The 20,318-nt window shown below is 40.6% G+C and carries 14 protein-coding genes; 8 read left to right on the forward strand and 6 right to left on the reverse strand.

Translation table 11 applies throughout. The annotated features are described in order from the left end of the window. Positions 1–11 precede the first annotated feature (11 nt). Together KO02_RS16100 and KO02_RS16105 are read left to right on the forward strand one after the other, a co-directional pair. Positions 12–1,541, forward strand: coding sequence for a SusD/RagB family nutrient-binding outer membrane lipoprotein (locus KO02_RS16100; protein WP_235212274.1), 1,530 nt, complete (start codon positions 12–14; stop codon positions 1,539–1,541). A 131-nt stretch (positions 1,542–1,672) separates the two neighbouring features. After that, positions 1,673–4,156, forward strand: a complete 2,484-nt coding sequence (locus KO02_RS16105) for a phosphocholine-specific phospholipase C (protein WP_038699916.1) — start codon at positions 1,673–1,675, stop codon at positions 4,154–4,156. Between the two features lie 46 nt (positions 4,157–4,202). On the opposite strand, the gene KO02_RS16110 is transcribed toward KO02_RS16105, so the two are convergent. From KO02_RS16110 to KO02_RS22935, 3 genes are all read right to left on the reverse strand, one after another. Continuing rightward, positions 4,203–4,565, reverse strand: a complete 363-nt coding sequence (locus tag KO02_RS16110) for a response regulator (protein WP_038699918.1) — start codon at positions 4,563–4,565, stop codon at positions 4,203–4,205. 109 nt (positions 4,566–4,674) lie between these two features. Continuing rightward, positions 4,675–6,156 carry an ATP-binding protein gene (locus tag KO02_RS16115; RefSeq protein ID WP_038699919.1) on the reverse strand — a complete coding sequence of 494 codons (1,482 nt, stop codon included), beginning with the start codon at positions 6,154–6,156 and terminating at the stop codon, positions 4,675–4,677. 339 nt (positions 6,157–6,495) lie between these two features. After that, on the reverse strand, positions 6,496–7,203 hold the full coding sequence (locus tag KO02_RS22935; RefSeq protein ID WP_051959991.1) for a response regulator transcription factor: 708 nt from the start codon (positions 7,201–7,203) through the stop codon (positions 6,496–6,498). 173 nt (positions 7,204–7,376) lie between these two features. Here KO02_RS22935 and KO02_RS16125 point away from each other — a divergent pair, with 173 nt between their 5' ends. From KO02_RS16125 to KO02_RS16140, 4 genes are all read left to right on the forward strand, one after another. Beyond that, a complete protein-coding gene (locus KO02_RS16125; protein WP_038699921.1) occupies positions 7,377–8,591 on the forward strand; it encodes a DUF763 domain-containing protein in 1,215 nt (404 codons plus the stop codon). A 375-nt stretch (positions 8,592–8,966) separates the two neighbouring features. Beyond that, complete coding sequence (locus KO02_RS16130; RefSeq protein WP_038699923.1) at positions 8,967–9,335, forward strand: DUF488 domain-containing protein; 369 nt, start codon at positions 8,967–8,969, stop codon at positions 9,333–9,335. Between the two features lie 22 nt (positions 9,336–9,357). After that, positions 9,358–10,572: a trans-sulfuration enzyme family protein gene (locus KO02_RS16135; protein ID WP_038699925.1), complete on the forward strand. Its 1,215-nt coding sequence runs from the start codon at positions 9,358–9,360 to the stop codon at positions 10,570–10,572. Between the two features lie 70 nt (positions 10,573–10,642). After that, a complete protein-coding gene (locus tag KO02_RS16140) occupies positions 10,643–11,719 on the forward strand; it encodes a WG repeat-containing protein (RefSeq protein ID WP_051959992.1) in 1,077 nt (358 codons plus the stop codon). Between the two features lie 8 nt (positions 11,720–11,727). Here the strand turns inward: KO02_RS16140 and KO02_RS16145 are convergent, their stop codons facing one another. Continuing rightward, a complete protein-coding gene (locus tag KO02_RS16145; RefSeq protein WP_051959993.1) occupies positions 11,728–13,746 on the reverse strand; it encodes a recombinase in 2,019 nt (672 codons plus the stop codon). Between the two features lie 692 nt (positions 13,747–14,438). On the opposite strand from KO02_RS16145, the gene KO02_RS16150 reads away from it, so the two are divergent. Then, positions 14,439–15,830, forward strand: coding sequence for a family 10 glycosylhydrolase (locus KO02_RS16150; RefSeq protein ID WP_038699929.1), 1,392 nt, complete (start codon positions 14,439–14,441; stop codon positions 15,828–15,830). A gap of 57 nt (positions 15,831–15,887) precedes the next feature. Here KO02_RS16150 and KO02_RS16155 read toward each other — a convergent pair whose 3' ends face one another. Continuing rightward, a complete protein-coding gene (locus KO02_RS16155; RefSeq protein ID WP_038699932.1) occupies positions 15,888–17,012 on the reverse strand; it encodes a lipid II:glycine glycyltransferase FemX in 1,125 nt (374 codons plus the stop codon). 277 nt (positions 17,013–17,289) lie between these two features. Continuing rightward, on the reverse strand, positions 17,290–18,273 hold the full coding sequence (locus KO02_RS16160; protein ID WP_038699934.1) for a lipoate--protein ligase: 984 nt from the start codon (positions 18,271–18,273) through the stop codon (positions 17,290–17,292). 379 nt (positions 18,274–18,652) lie between these two features. On the opposite strand from KO02_RS16160, the gene KO02_RS23370 reads away from it, so the two are divergent. After that, positions 18,653–20,314 carry an NYN domain-containing protein gene (locus tag KO02_RS23370; RefSeq protein ID WP_081918410.1) on the forward strand — a complete coding sequence of 554 codons (1,662 nt, stop codon included), beginning with the start codon at positions 18,653–18,655 and terminating at the stop codon, positions 20,312–20,314. Positions 20,315–20,318: the final 4 nt, after the last annotated feature.

Here is a 20,318-nt window from a genome sequence, read left to right on the forward strand (position 1 = left end):
ATTATTCAATCATGAAAATAAAAAAGACATGGGTAACAATGGCTGCATTAGCACTAGTTGGTCTTTCCAGTTGCTCTAAATTTGACGAAATAAATACAAATCCTGAAACGCCAGAGAAAGTGAAATCTTCCATGTTGGCTACCCGTATAATCCTAAACTTAGGGAGCCAATCGAGTCAAAAGGGTTTTATACAACCCTACCTGCTAACCAAACAATTTGCATGGACAGAACTTGTCGAAGGTTATCAATACAATGGTTTCGGCACGATGGATATGAGCTTAACTTCCATCAATGATGCGCATTTTATGGGTAAATTTGCCACCAACGAAACGCTTAAAAAATCGTACGATGGTTTGATGCATTTTGCCCGTGCCATCAAGTTCTACGATCTGACCATGAGTGTTGGCGATATCCCCTACCATGATGCTCTTCAAGGTGAATCGGATAAAATATATTTCCCAAAATACGATACCCAAAAGGAGGTTTTCTTAGGTATCTTACAGGAACTGGATCTTGCGGATGAATTGTTTACGGCGGGCAGCAAGTTTGATGGTGACCCGATGTTTGCAGGCGATATAAACAAATGGCGTAAACTCGTGAACAGTTTTCAACTGAATGTGTTGATCCAATTGAGTAAAAAAGTGGATGATACGGATCTGAAAATAAAGGAGCGCTTTGCCCATATTGTGGCTAATAAACCCATCTTCACTTCCAATGCGGATAATTTCCAATTGGTACGCTCGGATAAAAGCGGTCAGACCTATCCTTTTTACAAGGTAGGTAACAACTATATCCTGTACCCGATGATGTCCGATGAAATCATCAAACCCCTGCAGGAACGTAAAGACAGAAGGTTGTTTTTCTATGCCAATCCTTCTGAAGCAAAACTAGCACAGGGTCTTAAGGAACAAGATTTTGCGGCATACACGGGAGTATCCCCTTCTTTAGCTTTTGATCAATTGAGTGCTATCACAAAATCCAAAGATTTTTCAAAATTAAACGACCGCTATACCGAATTGGCAACTGGCGAACCGACGCAACAGTATGGTTATGCTCATCTTTGTTTTGTAATTGCTGAAGCATCGGCACGCGGCTGGGTGAAAGAATCGGCTGTAGATTGGTATAAAAAGGGTATCGAAGCTTCGATGAGTTTTATAGCGAGCAATACCCCTGCTACCACACAATTTACACATGATATGCCCATGGATGCGACTTATATCGCGACTGCTACTGCAAACTATGCAGCTGCATTCCCAACGAACCTAGAGGCACAAGTGGAGGCCATCATCACGCAGAAATACTTAGCGAGTTTCTTGCAAGCGAGAGTAACGCCTTATTATGATTACAGACGTACAGGCTATCCGAAATGGAAAATAAACCCAGCTTCTAGCTTAAATGCTGATGCTCCGGATAAAATACCGGTTCGCTGGCGCTACCCTAGTGGGGAGTTCCAACAGAATAGTGCTAACCTAGACGAAGCTTTAAAAAGACAGTTTAACGGTGTTGACGATATCAATAACCTGATCTGGATCTTAAAATAAAGGATGAACAAAATAGCTGTGGAAGACTTTAAAATCTTCCGCAGTTTTTTTTGAAACCTAATCGTTACACTATTGCATTCAAATTCTTTCTAAATTTAAATTTTCAATCTAACACGACAATATCATACCAAATGGATAATAGAAGAGATTTTTTAAAGAAGGCTTCCCTTTTAGCTGGAGCTATGGGCCTGGAATGGGGACTGCCGGATGCCATACAAAAGGCAATGGCCATCGAACCGTTGGCAGGATCGAGTTTCCTGGATGCGGAGCATGTGGTCATGCTGATGCAGGAGAATCGTTCTTTTGACCATAGCTTTGGAACTCTGGCTGGTGTACGTGGATTTAGAGACCCTAGGGCCATACAATTGCCCAATGGAAATCCGGTATGGTTACAGTCGGGGAAGGATGGAAAAACATTCTCTCCTTTTCGTCTGGATATAAAAAGATCAAAAGCAGCTTGGACAAGCTACCTCCCCCATTCTTGGGAGAATCAATCCGAGGCTCGAAATGAAGGTAAACACGATAACTGGATCGAAGCAAAACGCTCTGGCTATAAAGCCTATCAAGATATCCCATTGACCATGGGCTTTCACACACGTGAAGACAATCCGTTTTACTACGCTTTTGCTGATGCTTTTACCATATGCGACCAAAACTTTTGTTCTTCGATTACAGGGACTACAACCAACCGTCACTTTTTCTGGACGGGTACCTGCGTACCGGGTAAAGGTGAAAAACCATTGGTCCGCAACTCGGATATCTACTTCAACAGATGGGCGAATTGGAAAACTTTTCCAGAGAAATTAGAAGAAGCTGGAGTCTCTTGGAAAGTATACCAAAATGAGGTCAGCATACAGTCGGATTTAAAAGATAGCGGCCTGCTCAGTAATTATACCGACAATAACCTCGAGTGGTTTGCGCAATATCACGTGGAGTTTAAGGACAGTCACTTGGCCTTCTTAAAAAAACGTGTTGCTGAACTTCCTGATGAGATCAAAACGATAGAGAAACGCCTGCAAGCCGGACAGGTTGAAAGTGTGCAAAAGGAGAAAAATACGCTCAAGCAAAAGAAGGAGCAATTGGCCAGTTTTGAAAATAAGCTCCAAACGTTTACTCCTGAAGCTTTTGAAAAACTACCGAAAGCCGAGCAGGCTTTGTTCCGTAGGGCTTTCCAGACCAATGAAGATGACCCAGATTACCGAGAAGCAGTTTCTGCTGAAGAGCAGGGAACAGCGATCCGTGTGCCGAAAGGCGATGTGCTCCATCAATTTAGAAAAGATGTCAAATCTGGACAACTTCCTACGGTATCGTGGTTGGTGGCTCCAGAATATTTTTCGGATCACCCTAGTGCTCCGATGTATGGTGCATGGTATACTTCTGAAATCTTAAATATCTTAACGGAAAACCCAGATTTGTGGAGGAAAACGATTTTCATCTTGAATTACGATGAAAATGATGGTTATTTTGACCATGTTCCTCCCTTTGTGGCCCCCAACCCTGCTGATCCGAAATCGGGTAAGGTGTCGCCAGGATTGGATATCTCTGGCGAGTATGTCAGTCTACAGCAAGAATTTGATGCTGGAGAAGATAAAGACAGCGCCACGGAAGGTCCTGTTGGATTGGGTTACCGCGTGCCGTTGGTCGTTGCTTCTCCTTGGTCCAAAGGTGGCTGGGTAAACTCGGAAGTGTTTGATATCACGTCTACCATTCAATTTTTAGAACAGTTCTTGAATAAAAAATATGGTAAGAACATCCATGAAGATAATATCAGCTCGTGGAGAAGAGCCATCACGGGGGATTTAACTTCTGTATTTCGTCCCGCAGAATCAGCCGCTACCAAACCATTGCCTTTCTTAGATCGAAATGCCTATATATTGGCCATCGACAAAGCAAAAACGCTGCCTTTGCCCAATAATTATCATCAGTGGTCTCCTACGGATATCGCTGCACTGAAAAAGGTAGGGAAGCAATCACCCTTATTGGCTATGCAAGAAACGGGTCAAAAACAGTCCAGTGCTTTAGCTTATGAATTGTATGTGAAGGAGGAGCTCAATAACAATGACAAACAGATCAGTCTCCATATGAAAGCGGGGAATGAGGTGTTTGGTGAGAAATCACTGAGTAGCCCATTCAATGTTTACACTGGAGACCAGTATAAGGATGGTGTTAAATTCTGGCCTTTTGCGGTATTGGCAGGACAGTCACTGGACTTCAGTTGGGATTTGTCTGATTTTAAAGATGGCATCTATGCGCTCACAGCATACGGCCCCAATGGCTTTATGCGTGGATTTAAAGGTAAAGATGAAGCTTTACAGGTGCAGGCGACTTACGAAACAGATAAAGCTGGAAAATTGACCGGAAATTTATTGATAACGATCAGAAATGAAGGAAAAGAATCCCTTACCATCGAGGCTAAAGATAATGCTTATAGCAAATGGAGCAAAAAAACAAACCTCGCTAGTGGGAAATCCGTAGCTTGGAAAATCGAATCGCAGCAACAGTCTGGTTGGTACGATCTGACGGTTAAAGTTCTTAATCGTCCGTTTGAACGCCATTTTGCTGGTCGTGTGGAAACCGGCAAACATACTAAAACGGACCCTCAATTGAGTATATAACCGAATTGCATATTATAAAAGTCGTCCTAATCTTGGGGCGACTTTTTCAATTGATATACTTCGCTACTATTTTCTCAAGATCTTCTAAATTGAATGGTTTAGCGAGAAAATCGTCTGCTCCAGCTGCTGCTGCAAGCGCGGCGATATCGCTATTGGCCGTGATATAGATAACAGGAATCATGTGGTAATCGGGGTGCTTTTTCAGCAACTTGGTCGCCTCGCTCCCGCCGATATTCGGTATCCAATTGTCCATCAATATCAAATTGGGTTTGAATGCCTCTACTTTTTCTATGATATCATGCGATGTCTGGGATATGGAAACTTCATATCCGTAATCCTCTAAAATAATCGACACGATATCTAATATGGCGGCATCATCTTCACAAATTAAAATCTTATTATTTTCCATGCTCTTATTTTTAAAATCTTAAAACAATACTGTTATTATTCATTTTTCATAAAAGACAGATTCACATTTTTGATATCACTTACTACCAAGCCGCAGAACCTCAGCTAAACTATTGATATATACTATTTTCAATTAATGCAAGCGTAAAGTAAAACGTGGACCCTACCCCCAATTGGCTTTCCATGCCATAGGTGCCCCGATGCTGACGAATGATCTCTGCTGATATATACAGCCCTAATCCTTGAAACCGAACTGAGGTCTCCTCTACGCGGTAAAACTTATCGAATATGGGTGCTTGATTTTTAGTGGGCACACCAATTCCAAAGTCTTGGATACTGACTTTCACCTCCTGCTTATTGCTTTCAGTATGTACAATGATACGATCCGAATCTGGACTATACTTGATGGCATTGTTCATTAGATTGATCAATACCTGCTCGATACGGACCTCATCGCCCAAAACTAAACTGTCCAACCTGTTGCCCATACGCTCGATGTGAAGCGCTCTGTTTTCATGCGTTTGATGCATGATCTCAATGACTGAATCGATCAGAGCATCCAGATCAAAACGATGGTAATGGATTTTTAATTTACCATTATCCATTTTTGATATATCCAATAAATCGGCTACCAAAGAACTCAGTTTATCCAATTGATCCTGCACACGATTCATATATTTGTATGTAGTGGTATTCTGTACTGAGGGCAGCGACCGATCGAGCAGCTGTACGTAGCCACGCATACTCGTTAGGGGTGTTTTCAGTTCATGCGATGCAATACTCAAAAATTCATCTTTCTTTTGTTCAATGTGCTTTTGATCATCGATATCAGTAAAAGTGCCCACCCAATGCGTGATCAAGTGATGTTCTTCGATAGGCACAATACGCAATAAATGATAACGATAAAGTTCGGATCCTAATGGTAGAATGCGAATTTCCATTTCGACACCTCTCCCCTCCAAAATATGTGTTTTTAAGATCTCTTCCACCGATGGATCTCCAGGAGGACATGCGGGATAGTCTTGCTCCGTTGCTGCAAACTTGAACCAGTTTTTATTGACAAAATCAATCTTTCCATCTTGATTTACGGTAAAGGCAATAAGAGGCAATGACTCTAGGATAAGACGTAAGTGATTTGCTTTTTCCTGAAGCGCCAATTGTGCACTTTTTCGTCCATCAATTTCAGCGAGTAGATTCTCCTGAACAGCTTTCAAAGCCAAAGTCTGTTTATGGATCCGATGAAAAATCTTGACCTTCAGCATCAATATTTCTGTATCTACTGGTTTTAAGACATAATCGATGCCACCGGACGCACTTTCTTGTTCTATAAGCAATCTGTCCTGATTTTGTGCCAGTAAAAATATAATGGGAATATCTTTGGTAATACTACAATCATGTAATTTTTCGAAAAGCTCCACGCCATCCATATCTAGCATTTCCAAGTCCAAAATAATCAAGGCATACCGATTTCTGATTGCTTTCTTCAATGCTTCTTGCTTTGATTGAGCCGTATCAACAGAGAAACCGTGGGATTCTAACAGTTGCTGTAAGAAAAGAATGTACGCTGGTTTATCGTCAACAATTAAAATCATATTGAAATTCTAAAATTAGTGCCTTAATACCCGTACCGTTTCAAAAATCAATCCAAAATAGTTTGCAGGTTAAACTACTAATCAAGAAAAATGGGAAATTTACCCCTTCGCAATAAAACAAGTGTAGTATGGAGCGTCCAATGCCTAAATGCTTATCTTAAAAAAAATGATGATAGCCGGACAATCCCCTAAAAAGCATAATGCTCCCGCCTACTCTACGTTATTTTCAACCTAGAATGTGGCTATTGATTCAGGAAGATATTCTTGTTTGCTTAGCTATTGACTTTCCTACTATAGAAGAAGTGCGCACGCCTATGTATTGCCTTTGGAACGGACTTCTTAATCCACTAAGTCGAAAGCGATGGCGAATCGAAGTAATTCGGCAAACGATTTACAGGTTGTTTTACGGATGATATTTTTACGATGGGTAGATACCGTGTGTAGCGAAATGAACAGCTGATCGGCGATTTCGGCTGACGATCTCCCATTGGTCAATAACGTGATTATTTCTTTTTCGCGTTGTGTCAAATCTGCGAATACACGGTAGTGACGACTGATAAACTCATCTTGATCGAGTGCTTTTGTAACACGAGAAATTACATTATTCATCCCAATAATAGGGGAAGCCAACAGAATGATTTTATTGTCCAGCATAGAAGTCCCGGGTATCTTAATCATTTTGCAGACGGTGTAAAACCAGGTATATTCATTTTTACCATGTACTTTGACCCGCTGAAAAAAATTATATTGTTTATCAAAATCGCCGACAAATAGGTACTGGGTCATCCCTTGAAAAATAGCCAGAGATTCCTCTTTGACAAAGTATTTCTCGTAATATTCTTCTCCTAATTGATTGATTTCTTCGACAGAGGTCTGCAAGTGCTCACATCCCCAATTATTCATATAACGGCAACCTAAGGGTTGCAATCCATCCATGTCATGTAGCATAACGGCGGCAGGTATTACTGCTCCGAAATCCACCACATCGAACTCTCCTTTCTTCAGGCTCTTGGACAACCCGAACATCTGTGTATCAAGCTGAGTCATAACATTAAATCGAAAAAGTTTATAAATATGGCTATTGTATTACGAATATATAGAATAAATGGGAATTAAAAAACTATTTCCATTTCGCATACGATGCAGCTGAATAAAAATAGTTTAAGAATCATAAAGTAGATTTTATTCCTTAATTTTACGCTAATAAATTTAGTAATAAAATGAAACGTTCGGGAACTGCTGATTTACCGTTGCACTATGGAAAAGTTCCGGCATGGCTCTATGAGCGCATGTCTGCACTGGGGCTTTCGATTGTAGAGGCAATCTTAGCAGACTATGGTAAAGATGAAGTTTTACGTCGGCTTTCCGATCCATTTTGGTTCCAAAGTTTTGGTGCTGTATTGGGTATGGACTGGCATTCGTCGGGTATTACCACCTCGGTCATGGGAGCACTAAAGCGTGCTATCAACCCGCAGTCTACCTCCTTAGGGCTATACATCTGCGGTGGCAAAGGTAAGTTTTCAAGAGAAACCCCTTCGGAATTGCTTCGCGTAGCTGAACATACAGGTCTTGCTGGCGACGTCCTAGTGCGTGCAAGCAAACTGACTGCCAAGGTCGATAATACAGCTATACAGGACGGATACCAGCTGTATCTCCATAATTTCATTGTTTCTGACCAAGGTAACTGGACGGTTGTCCAACAAGGGATGCATGATCACGACGGTACTGCTCGACGCTACCATTGGCATTCGCAAAATTTAAAATCCTTTATCGACGAACCCCATACCGGTATCAATGGTGTATCGCAAGAACGGATACTAAACTTGACGGCTAGGGCGGCAGCCCCCAATAGAGATGGAATCTTGGCCATTGCACAAACCGACCCGGCTCAGATCATGCAGGAATTTGCACATCTCGTGATGCCTAAAAGACACGATATCCGCGGATCTGATGTAGATCTGAAGCGCCTCGGTGCCCTACTATATGTAACCCGAGAATTGCAGACCGATAACTTCGAAGATCTGTTGCTGCTAAAAGGTGTAGGTCCGCGCACCATGCAGTCGCTGGCATTGGTAAGCGAGGTAATCCATGGTGGACCAGCTCGTTTTAAAGATCCTGCTCGTTTTTCATTTGCACATGGTGGCAAAGATGGTCATCCTTTCCCTGTGCCAATAACCATTTACGATGACAGCATAGCAATCATGCAAAAAGGGATAGAGAAATCTAAATTGGGACAGGCGGATAAATTAAGGACAATCAATAAATTGCACCAGATTGTTCTGCAGGCTGAGGCGAATTTCACTCCACAGTTTGATATACAAGAGATCATCGAACAAGAACGCCGCGACTCCTGGAAATATCAAGGCCGTACGGTTATGGGAAAAGCGGAGAAACCTACTGCTGACAGTCCTGGTATTCAATTATCGCTCTTTTAATCTCTTTACCAATATCCGGAGCCTTTCTTTGACGAATAAAGAGGGGTTGCTATGAAACCTAAAAAGCTCCGAAATTGGGAAATTCCGGAGCAAACTAAACCTAAAATTGCCAAAGTAAACATCTTGACGATTGCTACCTTTTAACTTTACTGCTACAAATGTCGGAAGTATATCGATTTTCAAACTACCTCAATTACGGATATCAGTATACATATTACGGATTAACCATAATAAACTATTTTCTATAGCCGTGAACAAAGGATAGAAGTAAGCAAATCGGAGATGGCCGGTGGGTATTTGGCACTGATACCTAAAAAAATATTAATCTAATTAATAATAGCCGATTTTTTCATCTTTTATTCTTAAATTTATAGTATGCAGCCAGCTATAAAAATAAAACGGGTATACGAAGAGGCCGAAAGCCAAGATGGCTATCGGGTATTGGTGGATAGGCTATGGCCACGGGGTCTCACCAAAGAGGAGGTTCACTTGGATGAATGGGCAAAAGACATCGCCCCTTCTACCCCTATTCGACTTGCTTACGCGCACGTACCCGAACGATGGGATGCATTTAAGATCCAATACAAAAATGAACTCAAGCACAATGAGGAGATTCCTTCCTTTTTAGATAAATGGGAAGACCACCCGACCATTACCCTATTATACGCAGCAAAAGACACCGAACATACACATGCCCTGGTACTTCAAGAATATTTGAAGAAGTGCTACGCAGCTCGAAAGTAATTAATTCCTAGCCTCATCTTTTATGAACAAGAATAACATTGATTTTGGTACACTTGCCATTCATCAGAAACATACGGATGGGCACCATGCCCATATCGCTCCTATTTATGCCAGTTCAACTTTTACCTTTGATAGCGCCGAACAGGGCATGCAAAGGTTTTCGGGTGAAGATCCTGGGTATATCTACTCTCGGTTTGGCAATCCGACGACAGATGCTACTGCACAAGCGATAGCAGATCTGGAAACCTGGAATATCAAAAACCTTGATGGAACACCTTTAAACGCAACTGCGCTATTGACTTCTAGTGGTCAATCTGCCATGTCCACCTTGTTTTTATCTTGTTTAAGTGCGGGCGATGCCTTATTGGCGACTCCTTCACTTTACGGTGGCACCCATGAGTTCATCATGAAAATGCTGCCGAAATTTGGTATCAAAGCCTATTTTTTGGATATGACCGACACCGACAAAATCGAGGAGTTATTAAAAGATAAACCGGAAATAAAACTCGTTCATTTTGAGTCGCCAGCGAACCCCACGATGCAATGCATCGATATCGAACGTATAGTAGCGGTTTCAAAAAAGTACGGTAAACTGGTATCTGTTGATAATACCTTTGCCACTCCTTACCTGCAGCAGCCATTCAAATATCAGGTGGATTTTATTTTCCATTCAACAACCAAATTCTTGAATGGTCATGGCAATGCAATAGGTGGCGTATTGGTAGGTCGAGATTTGGAAGCGATGAAGACCTATGTCCATCAAACACATAAACTGTTGGGGGTAAATAGCAATTCCTTTGATGCTTTTTTGGTCTTACAGGGTATCAAAACCCTGCCATTGCGTATGGAGCAGCATTGCCGAAATGCAATGGATGTGGCCCATTTTCTCTACAATCATCCAGAGATCTCGCAAGTGCATTATAATGGTCTTCCGACACATCCTGATCATGCCATCAGTAAAAAACAGATGCGTCATGCTGGTTCTGTGATGAGCATAGAGCTAAAGGGTGGCTATCAAAAATCCATCGACTTTGTAAACAAACTGCAGGTCTGTACACGTGCAGTATCCATCGGTACGGTCGATACCCTCGTATCGCATCCGGCCTCTATGTCGCATGCTGGTATACCGCGAGAAACCAGACTCAAAACAGGGATTACCGATGGCCTGATCCGCATCAGTGTCGGACTTGAATCCATTGATGATCTGCTCGCAGATCTGGAACAGGCACTGCGCTAACTTCGTTTAAGATAGAAATACCGATAAATGGGGATTGTATAGTCCTCATTTTCGTGTAAATTTGTATCTAATGAGCTATTACTTGATCACCCTTATTTCAATACTATTCTGCTCTCCGGTATGGGCACAACAAGTCGACACTTGGTATGCCTGTTACAATCAAGATAGTACGCTGATCGGATATAGCGATGCTGTCGGAAAGGTGATGATCGAACCGAAGTTTGGCGCTTATACCACTGCCAATCGCTTTGATGCTATTATTGCTGTTGCCGAAATGGGGCATACGCCTTTATCAACGTACTACCTGACTAAATCGGGCCGCGTGGTAGGAAGGGATAGTCTGCATCTGTTCGATAATGGTCCTGACTGTGAAAGTGAAGGTTTTATCCGGTTCAGAGATCCTGTGACAGGCCTTGCGGGCTTGTTCGATCGCCATGGTGACATCGTCATACCTGCCGAATACAGCGATCTGAAAAGGGTACATAACGGTATGATTGTGGCGCTGAAAGGTGCCAAAAAAAATCGGAATGGGGAAGTTTCCACTTGGACAGGTGGTCAAGAGTTGCTTTTGGATACAGCTAACAACATTTTGATCGAGAACTTTTCCTACAATCCTCAGCTCAACTTCTTTAGTCTTCAAAAGTCGACAACTCCTCCTCTGGACAGTACACGCACATCTTTTAAGGGAACCGACGGAAGCTACTACTCCTTTGTAGATTTTAAAAAGGAATTTGACCAATGGTTGAGAACGACCTTGCTGCCCGACCTGACGAAAGAAAAACTAAACCAATTGACCTACCCACAGGTAACCTGGCAAGCTGCAGAAGATTGGGTAACCAGCGATCGATCAACCTTTATCGAAGCTAATTTTGAACTGGTCAAAAGTAGGTTGGAGAAAATAACACAAGGGGATTTCCAAGGTTTTATTTCCAGTGATGGTCTCAACCCCTTTATGTTCAACACGCCAGATTTTGATGACTATTATAACAATTGTGGTGAATCTAAGGATTGGCAATATCCAACCCTGTCCTTGATCCTCAACCAGGATAGTGCTTCGGGCATTACACAAGATCATTTGGAGTTTTTAAGAACTGCGCAAGGGTATCGGTTGCTATGCGTCACCATCAGAAGTGCACAACTGAAATAAACCGACTCCTATTTTTCTTGAGGCGGAAAAAAGAACGATTTGGGATTCATCTTAAAGTAAATCCAAACGGCCTTTGCCATTTTTATCAATTCTCCAAAAGATAGGTTTCGGGAACGGAATGCAAGTGTCAATGATAATGAAAAGCTAACGACAAAATTAAAGAAACCAATGATCCCTATACCGAGTATCCCCCATATCCACATGTCTGTACTGAGCTCCATATCATGACCGAACAAGCCTAATGCAAGATTACCACTAGCAAAAGTAATGTGCCGAATATCGAGATTTAAACCCAAAAACATACCCACTGACGCTGTTGTTCCCATAAAAACTCCAAACCAGACATTGGAAACGATACCTGCCCATTTCTTTTCATAGAACCTGGCTACTTTTGCTGTTTTTTCCTTTCCGAAAACTTTCTTCAAGACCGGTTGCTCTTCGATGCGGTAATACACCGAGTTGTGTTTATCGCGATTGGAAATACTGCCCGCAATGATCCCTGATAAAAAAAGAAAGACACCTGCAATACAAGCGTGGAGTACCATCGGCGTTTCAGTTGGGTTGAGGTCATTGACCAATGTCAACCATTTTCCGGATGCTGCATTGAAATGAAAAACTTCTTGAATGCCCCATATCAAAGCTAGACTGATCGGGAATGCCATGATGACATTGCCTACGAAAGCAATAAACTGCGAACGGAATAATCGGGCGAAGAAAATAGCAAAATTCCAATACTTATGTCGATTCACATCCTGCCCAGAAGTACCATTCTCAATGGCGGCAATCAATGCCGATGCTGTCATAGCGGGTTGTTTGGTTGCCAATGTTGCTCCAAACAGGTAGATTGCAGTAAAGCCAATCGCATAATTTGCACTGTATAGCAGGGCATGTCCAAACTCGCTCGTTTCTACTTTACCTAGAAACAATTTGATGATACACATAATACCTACAATGATTCCTCCGCCACAAGCAGAACGAAACATGCGCCAATATTCTTTTTTGCTTGAGGTGATATAATGCTCCCCTGTCTGCGCGGTATGATGGGTAATTTCGTACGCCAACAGTTGCGTACTCTGTCCGATTAGTTTTCGAATATTACTCTTGCGACAATTATAACCGATTAGGGTCTGTGCAAAGGCAATACTCTTGGGTACTTGCTCTTCTTCTTTATCAATGACCAAAAAGGATATAATCTCTTTGATTCGCTCCAATTGATGTTGAATACGTAACAACGATTGATTGACTTTGATCGAGATACCAAAACGATGTGCATTGGAAAAGGCCGTTTCAATATAATTCTCACATTGTTTATGCAAAACGAGTATTTGTTTGTAGGCAAGGTCATCGGAGCTCATGTACCGCAAGTTGTTCGCCAAAAAGCGATCGTTCAATTCACTGAACTCACGCATGATCGCAATAAAGGGACTGTCAAAATTCTGGAACTCCGGAACCATCTTATTGACATCTGTCTCCATAGCTCTTCCCGTGATCCGTTGCACCAATACTTCTAATCCATAGAGGATTTCTTTGATTTCATAATTTTGTTCACTCTCATAAATCGACTTGAACATACAGATGTTAAATAAATCCAGTAATTGTTCTTGTGGAATGGCGGCCACCCAGTCTGCGTCTTTGGAGTGATAGAACACCTGATTTAAAACATATTGTAAGGTCGTTTTCGGTGGCTGCGCGGGTAGGTACTTTTCCGTAAACCGCTTCTTGATCTCATACCTAAAATCGGCATAGCTGATAATAGCAGCATCTGAAATCAACTGATCGAAATCTTTCATCCCTAAGATCCGGTGCATATACGCTATAAATACTCTTCTATCATCGGGGTATTCCATTAAATGATCCAATAGCGGAGTGATTTCTACCTGATAGAACAGTGATTTTCGTTTCGGACGGAACACATCTACCAATAAGGATAAGAAATCCAATTCGATATACGAGGGTTCATCTAATTGTGCATGGCATCTTTCAAATAGACGTTTTACTTCTTGACTGGCATTTAACTTTTCTCTCATGTAGCACAATTTCAAATGGCGTAACGATAATATCAGCTGGTGATTTTCTTCTCTGTATCTTCTAAATGTATGAAGTCATCAATGACCGTATTTCATACAAAAAATGATATAATGATGGCTTTATCTAAAAAATACTTGGACATCTAATAAAGAATTAAAGATGTTCCGGTTCAATTTTAGCTCTTATTCAAGCTCGCTTCAAATATAATGCCCTATTTCGGATGATTATTTTAAAATTACGAGCTATTTCAGTCCAACATAAAATAGCGTAGGAATCTGATCGTAAAAAAATAAATGTAGCTATTTCAACAGATTATTTTTCTTTAATCTCTGATTTTAGGTTGAAAAAGTTAAAATGTGTTAAATCAAAGGGGGCCTTGTACCATCGGGTACAATTTATGCGTTAAGTAAGTATTCATAATTTAGGTTAATAATTGGTTAGTTAAAACGCCTGGGGTTCCCCACTTCAGGCGTTTTTTTTGTACCCTATGGAATTCATTGAATAACGCAAGTCAGCATAGCACGACCCTAATTCCAATCGAACATCTCAAAAAGATCATCCTCCGCTGCTCCATGATAAAATACACTAAAGACATAATGCGCCAATAGATTTAACTTAAAATAATTATATTGCGGCTTGAAAATATGAATCAAAATACAATCTTCAGATTGTATCAATAAAGCTATCGATTATGAATCATCGCCATTACCTACAAGTTCGTGTATACGTTCTTTTTCTATTCGCACTATTTCTATTGACCAGCGCAGAGGCTAAAACTGGAAAAAGTGAAGATCAACCTATGTTCTGGACTTGGTTGGATTACAGACCTGGTCATAATTTTGACTCTGTTTGCCATGAAATGCAATATCTTGGCATTGAAGGTGTCATGCTCAATGCTCCTACTCCTGATGATTATAGAGTTGCGATTCCCATAGCTCAAAAATATGGAATCAAAGTAATAGCTTGGTTATGGACACTGAACTTGGAACATGACCGCGACCAAATATTGAAGGACCACCCTGAATGGTTTAGTGTCAATCGAAATGGAAAAAGCCTAGCCGACACAACTGCATATGTGGGATACTACAAATTCCTATCGCCTGTATTACCTGAGGTGAAGGATTATATCAAAGAGAAAATTGCGTCTTATTGTGCGGTGGAAGGATTGAGCGGTATCTCGATCGATTATAACCGTTATGTAGATGTTGTACTGCCAACAACCCTGTGGCCTAAATACAATATTGTTCAAGATCGTGAATATGCCGGTTGGGATTATGGTTATCACCCAGTAGCTATCCAAAAATTTAAAGACGAATATGGGTATGACCCAAGAACACAAAAAGACCCTTCAAGCGATCTTAAATGGAGACAATTTCGTTGTGACCAGATTACCGATGTAGCCAACATGATTGCAGATGTGGTACATGCAAGTGGCAAAACAATGGCTGCTTCGCCATTTCCTACTCCAAAAATGGCTTCTCGTATGGTAAGACAGGATTGGGGAAAATGGCATTTGGATATGGCATTCCCAATGGTGTATAGCAGTTTCTATACCGAAGACCCAAGTTTTGTAAGGGACTGTACGATTGAAAATGCAAAAGATAAGCATGAAATGACCAGTTTATATTGTGGGCTTATGGCGAGTGACAGTGATGCTATGTTCACTGAAATGGATGAGGCATTGAACCATGGTGCTCAAGGAATAGCGCTCTTTACGGTCAACAGCATTCGTGACCCTAAAATTAAAGAGAAATTTAGAAATTATACCGCACAGGCTAAAGCTAAAAAAGCAGCACATAAGGGTGTGATGCCGATCGTGGGTAACAATAAGGTGGAAAGAAACCCATTCAAAAAAGAGGGTATCATGAAATTAATCACGGCCAAGATCCAACAAATGGTTCCTAACGCGACATCGCAAACTGATCTACCTGAAGTGAAACTGTCGAGTTTCAAAAAAGTAGCTTCTTATGATGTGACCGAGCGCTACTTGGTGACGGACAAATTAAGCAACAAGAAATTTCACGTTACTTTTTATTTTTACGGGGGAATCCTTTCCGGTTGGAATGTGGATGCTGCAGCATAGATGGTGTAGGAGGTCTAAAAAAGCAGGTGTACCGAATCGGTACACCTGCTTTTTTTGTTAGCTCAAATGATAACTTTGATTCTTAAATTCCATAGACGTATAGTACTTATACTTTTCATTATCCAAAGGATAATCCCAACAGCCCATACGATGGAATATTTCCCCTCCAAAGCCTGTTTTGAAACGATATAGACCATACATAGGATGTGCTGTATCTGCCTGTGGTGCGATACCAAAGAAATCATATTCGGTACATCCTTTATCTTTTGCCATTTGCATCGCGCGCCATTGTAAAGCATATGTGGCCATATAATTTCTGTTTTCAGTAGCGGATGCTCCATACAAGTAGGTACCACGCTTGCCCGAAACGACTAAAAACATCGCAGCTAAGGGTAGACCATCCACCTCTGCAACCAACAGGTAAACATCTGCTGGAGAAAGGGTATCGTTTGCCCGAGCGGAAAGTACAATCCTAAAATAACTGATATCGTGTAAAAAGAAATTATTACGAACGGCAGTTTGTCGGTATAAGTCGTACCAAATCGCCAAACTATCCAGACCTAGGGAGCGAATCTTCACGCCTTTTCGTTTCGAAAGATTGATGTTATAACGCGTCTTGGTTTTCATAGCTCCCAACAACGTATCTTCATCTTTTTTCAGATCCATAAATATAGTATTGGAAGGCAAGATATCGGTATTGGCTTTTCTTAAGTTCCAATGATTGGTATTAAAGTTAAATCTTATCTCTTGGATCTTTTTATCAGGCACACCCAACCAGTTACCATTTAAATCGTAACAATCGTCATCTTTTGCCCAATGCGATTCCCAGGATAGGTCATATCGAATCATGATGCAGTTTTTCGGCAAACTAGAACGTAGACTTTCAGACAATTGCTCTAAGAAATATCCTTGGTTTTCTACCGATGGCTCCACCTCTGGACCATAGGGTACGTAAGCAATGCTATGATCTTGATCTACTGCTTGGATCAGGATCAATAAATCGCCAACAAAATAGGTCGTATCCTCAGATTCTGGATAGAGATCTGCAAATTTCGTTTTGAAATTGAATGCTTTTGAAGTGACTCCTTGTAGTCTTTTTACTTCAGACCAATAGGCCGTTTGTTGGATAATAGATGTTTGATAAATCTGCTTTATTTCTTTGTCTTCTAGTTCGGCAATCATGACGTATTAATATTAAATCAATGGGCATCAAAACTTGAAAAACGGTAAGTTTCAAATTTTGATGCCCAAAGCGGCAAACTTAGCCATAAAGATTTAATCGCCATACCCTCATTTGTCAGTTACATGTTAAAAAGAGCGCACTTGTATTAAAAGTATTCTTTTAAATCCAATCCTTTATCGCACAACGGCAAATAAAAGAGGTCAGATTTGACTCCTCCAAATTACGCATTGCAATAAACTGGTTTGGTAACCTCGGACAAAGAAGTATCTATTTGGCTTATTTAAATAATTCCAATACTTCGGCTACACTTACTTTGCCGAAATAGGCCGTTATATCTTGTCCTTCGAGCAGTTGGGCAATATGGGCAATATCATGTTTTTCTCCAATCAATATGTTTTCCAATTCTTCAATTGGTTTTGAGGCGAAAAAATCTCCAAATATCTTCGCTTTTTCGATATGACCCTTGTGCACATCCAAATGTACTTCGATGAATCCGGCTGGTATCTTTAATGCTTTCTTAAAATTGTAATTTGGTGAAGCCCCGAAGTTCCACTCCCATGTAGCATATTTGTCTGCTACCAATTTTTCGATTCCCGATATATCTTCATCGGTTAGGGTATACATCGTAGCCTCTGGATTATTTTTCATCATCTCGGCAATCAACAGCTGCTTAAAAGGTAATGTGCTGATGTTTTCTGGGAGGTACTCGCTGAGATTGATCACCCGGGCACGGTTTGACTTCACAGCCTTATCTATGAATTTCAGTGGATTCACTTTCAAAGCATCGCCCAACACCTCCATATGTGAGTCTATTAGGAGCGTACCATGCTGGATCATTTTTCCGTTTTTAGCGAGTTTAGCATTTCCACTAAATTTCTTCCCTTCTACCAACAAATCGTTTCTTCCTTCCAGTTTCGCAGGGATATCCATCTGATTCAATAAGGATACTACGGGTTGTGTAAAGGTTGAGAAATCCATAAAATCATTGGTTCCTAAAAGGGTATGAAAGGAAAAGTTCAGGTTGCCAAGGTCATGATAAACGGCTCCTCCACCCGACATCCGTCGCACGACTTTGATTCCTTGATCTTGCACATAATCGAGGTTAATTTCTGCTAAGGTATTTTGAAATTTACCGATAATGATTGAAGGTGCGTTTATGTATAATAAGAAAATATCTGCTTTTGGATATTTATACAATAAATATTCTTCAGACGCTATATTAAAATAAGCATTATTGGAGGGAGAATCAATGATCAACATATATCTAAAATTTCAACAAAAATAGCAAGATTTTAATAGAAAAGAATGGTCTGAGGTTGAGGTTAATAAATAAAACAGGGTGACCTGTAAATATAGGACAGTTGGAATGATTGGATACCAAGGTGCCTAATTATTTGAGAAAATGCGTAAATAATGTGACTTTTTGCTTTTATGTCTACACTGCTATATTGTGTATCTAAGCAAATTTATCTAAGTTTACAAGAGAAGAGAAGTTAAAATAATATTAGAATACTTTTCGACGAAGTGTATAGGTTTGCTATTTTCAGCAGCTATGCTTCGTGCAAATTAAATTAATATAAATAAATATCTTAGGATTCCACTGAAATTCAATAGATAAAGCATATTAAAGAAACAAGGGATGCCAGAAGAAACAGAAAAAAAAATAGCGATCTTGATCGATGCGGACAATATCTCTTACAAAAAAATAGAAGAGATATTAAACGAGGTAAAACGATACGGGATCCCTACGATAAAGCGTATTTATGGAGACTGGACCAGTCCTTATGTTGAAAACTGGAAAGACAGCCTTTTAACACATGCGATCACTCCGATCCAGCAGTACAGTTATACGCAGGGCAAAAACTCAACCGATTCGGCTTTGATTATCGATGCCATGGACATCTTACACTCGGATCGCGTAGACGGTTTCTGTATTGTTTCCAGTGATAGCGATTTCACACGATTGGCAACCAGATTACGTGAATCAGGTAAATTAGTGATCGGTATAGGTGAAAGAAAGACCCCGAAACCGTTTATATCTTCCTGTGATAAGTTTATCTATGTGGAAATATTGGAGAAAGAAGTCTCCAAAAAAGTAGTAAAAAAGAAAAATACGAATACGAATACGAATACCACCACGACCCCTACTCCTGTTGATCAACATAAAATTTCAGCTTTGGATGAAGAAACACTGGAACTGTTGAAAGATACGGTGGATGATACTGCAGATGAAAGCGGTTGGGCATTTTTAGGTGAAATAGGAAGTCTATTTAATAAAAGGAAACCAGACTTTGATGCGCGCAATTATGGATATGAAAAGATATCCCATCTTTTTAAAGCGTATAAAGAGGATTTTGAAATCGATGTCCGTAATTCGGAAAAGTCGAGAATAAAAAATTACTACATCCGCAATATCATTAACAAACCCGTATCAACTAACGTCGAGCCTATTCAACCTGCTCAAACACATACAAAGCATCAGGAAAGTACGACTTCAACTCAATCGGCTCATACGCATGCAAAGCATCAAACGAAAGCTGCTCCTGTTCAAGCTGAAAATGTACAGAAAAAGGGTCAGCAAAACAATACTCCTGCTCCAGTTGTAAACACGAAGAATCAACAAAAAGCTGCTCCTGTTCAAGCTGATAACGCACAGACAAAAGGTCAGCAAAACAATGCTCCTGCTCCAGCAACAAACGCTAAGAATCAACAAAAAGCGGTACCTGTTCAAGCTGACAACGCACAGGCAAAAGGTCAGCAAAACAATGCTCCTGCTCCAGCAGCAAACGCTAAGAATCAACAAAAAACTGCACCTGTTCAAGCTGAGAATGCGCAGACAAAAGGTCAGCAAAATAAAGCACCTGTTCAAGCAGCAAACGCCAAGAATCAACAAAAAACTACTCCTGTTCAAACTGAAAATGCACAGACAAAGAGCCCACAAGATGATACTACTGATCAAACAAATGCATCAACAGGGACAAAGACTCCTGGTACTGCTTTGGAAACAGCAATTATACCTACGAAAGGAAATCTGATTACTGCGGAAGATGTCACTAAAAATCAAATCAGGATTACAAAGGATTTGAAAAGCTTGTTCCCAAATAAAACAAAAAAGATAAGAATACGGATTAACAATGAATATGAGTGTGCTTTTTCGTATAGAAGAGATCGTTCACATGTCCTTAGTTTGGGACAAGAGGCCGCTCATGAATTAGCACTTGAAGCCGGTGCATCGCTTAAATTGACAAAATTGGGTGAAAACTCTTATCAATTAGAGAAGATAAGTAAAGAAAGTAACTAGAATT

Source organism: Sphingobacterium sp. ML3W, assembly GCF_000747525.1.
GTDB lineage: Bacteria > Bacteroidota > Bacteroidia > Sphingobacteriales > Sphingobacteriaceae > Sphingobacterium.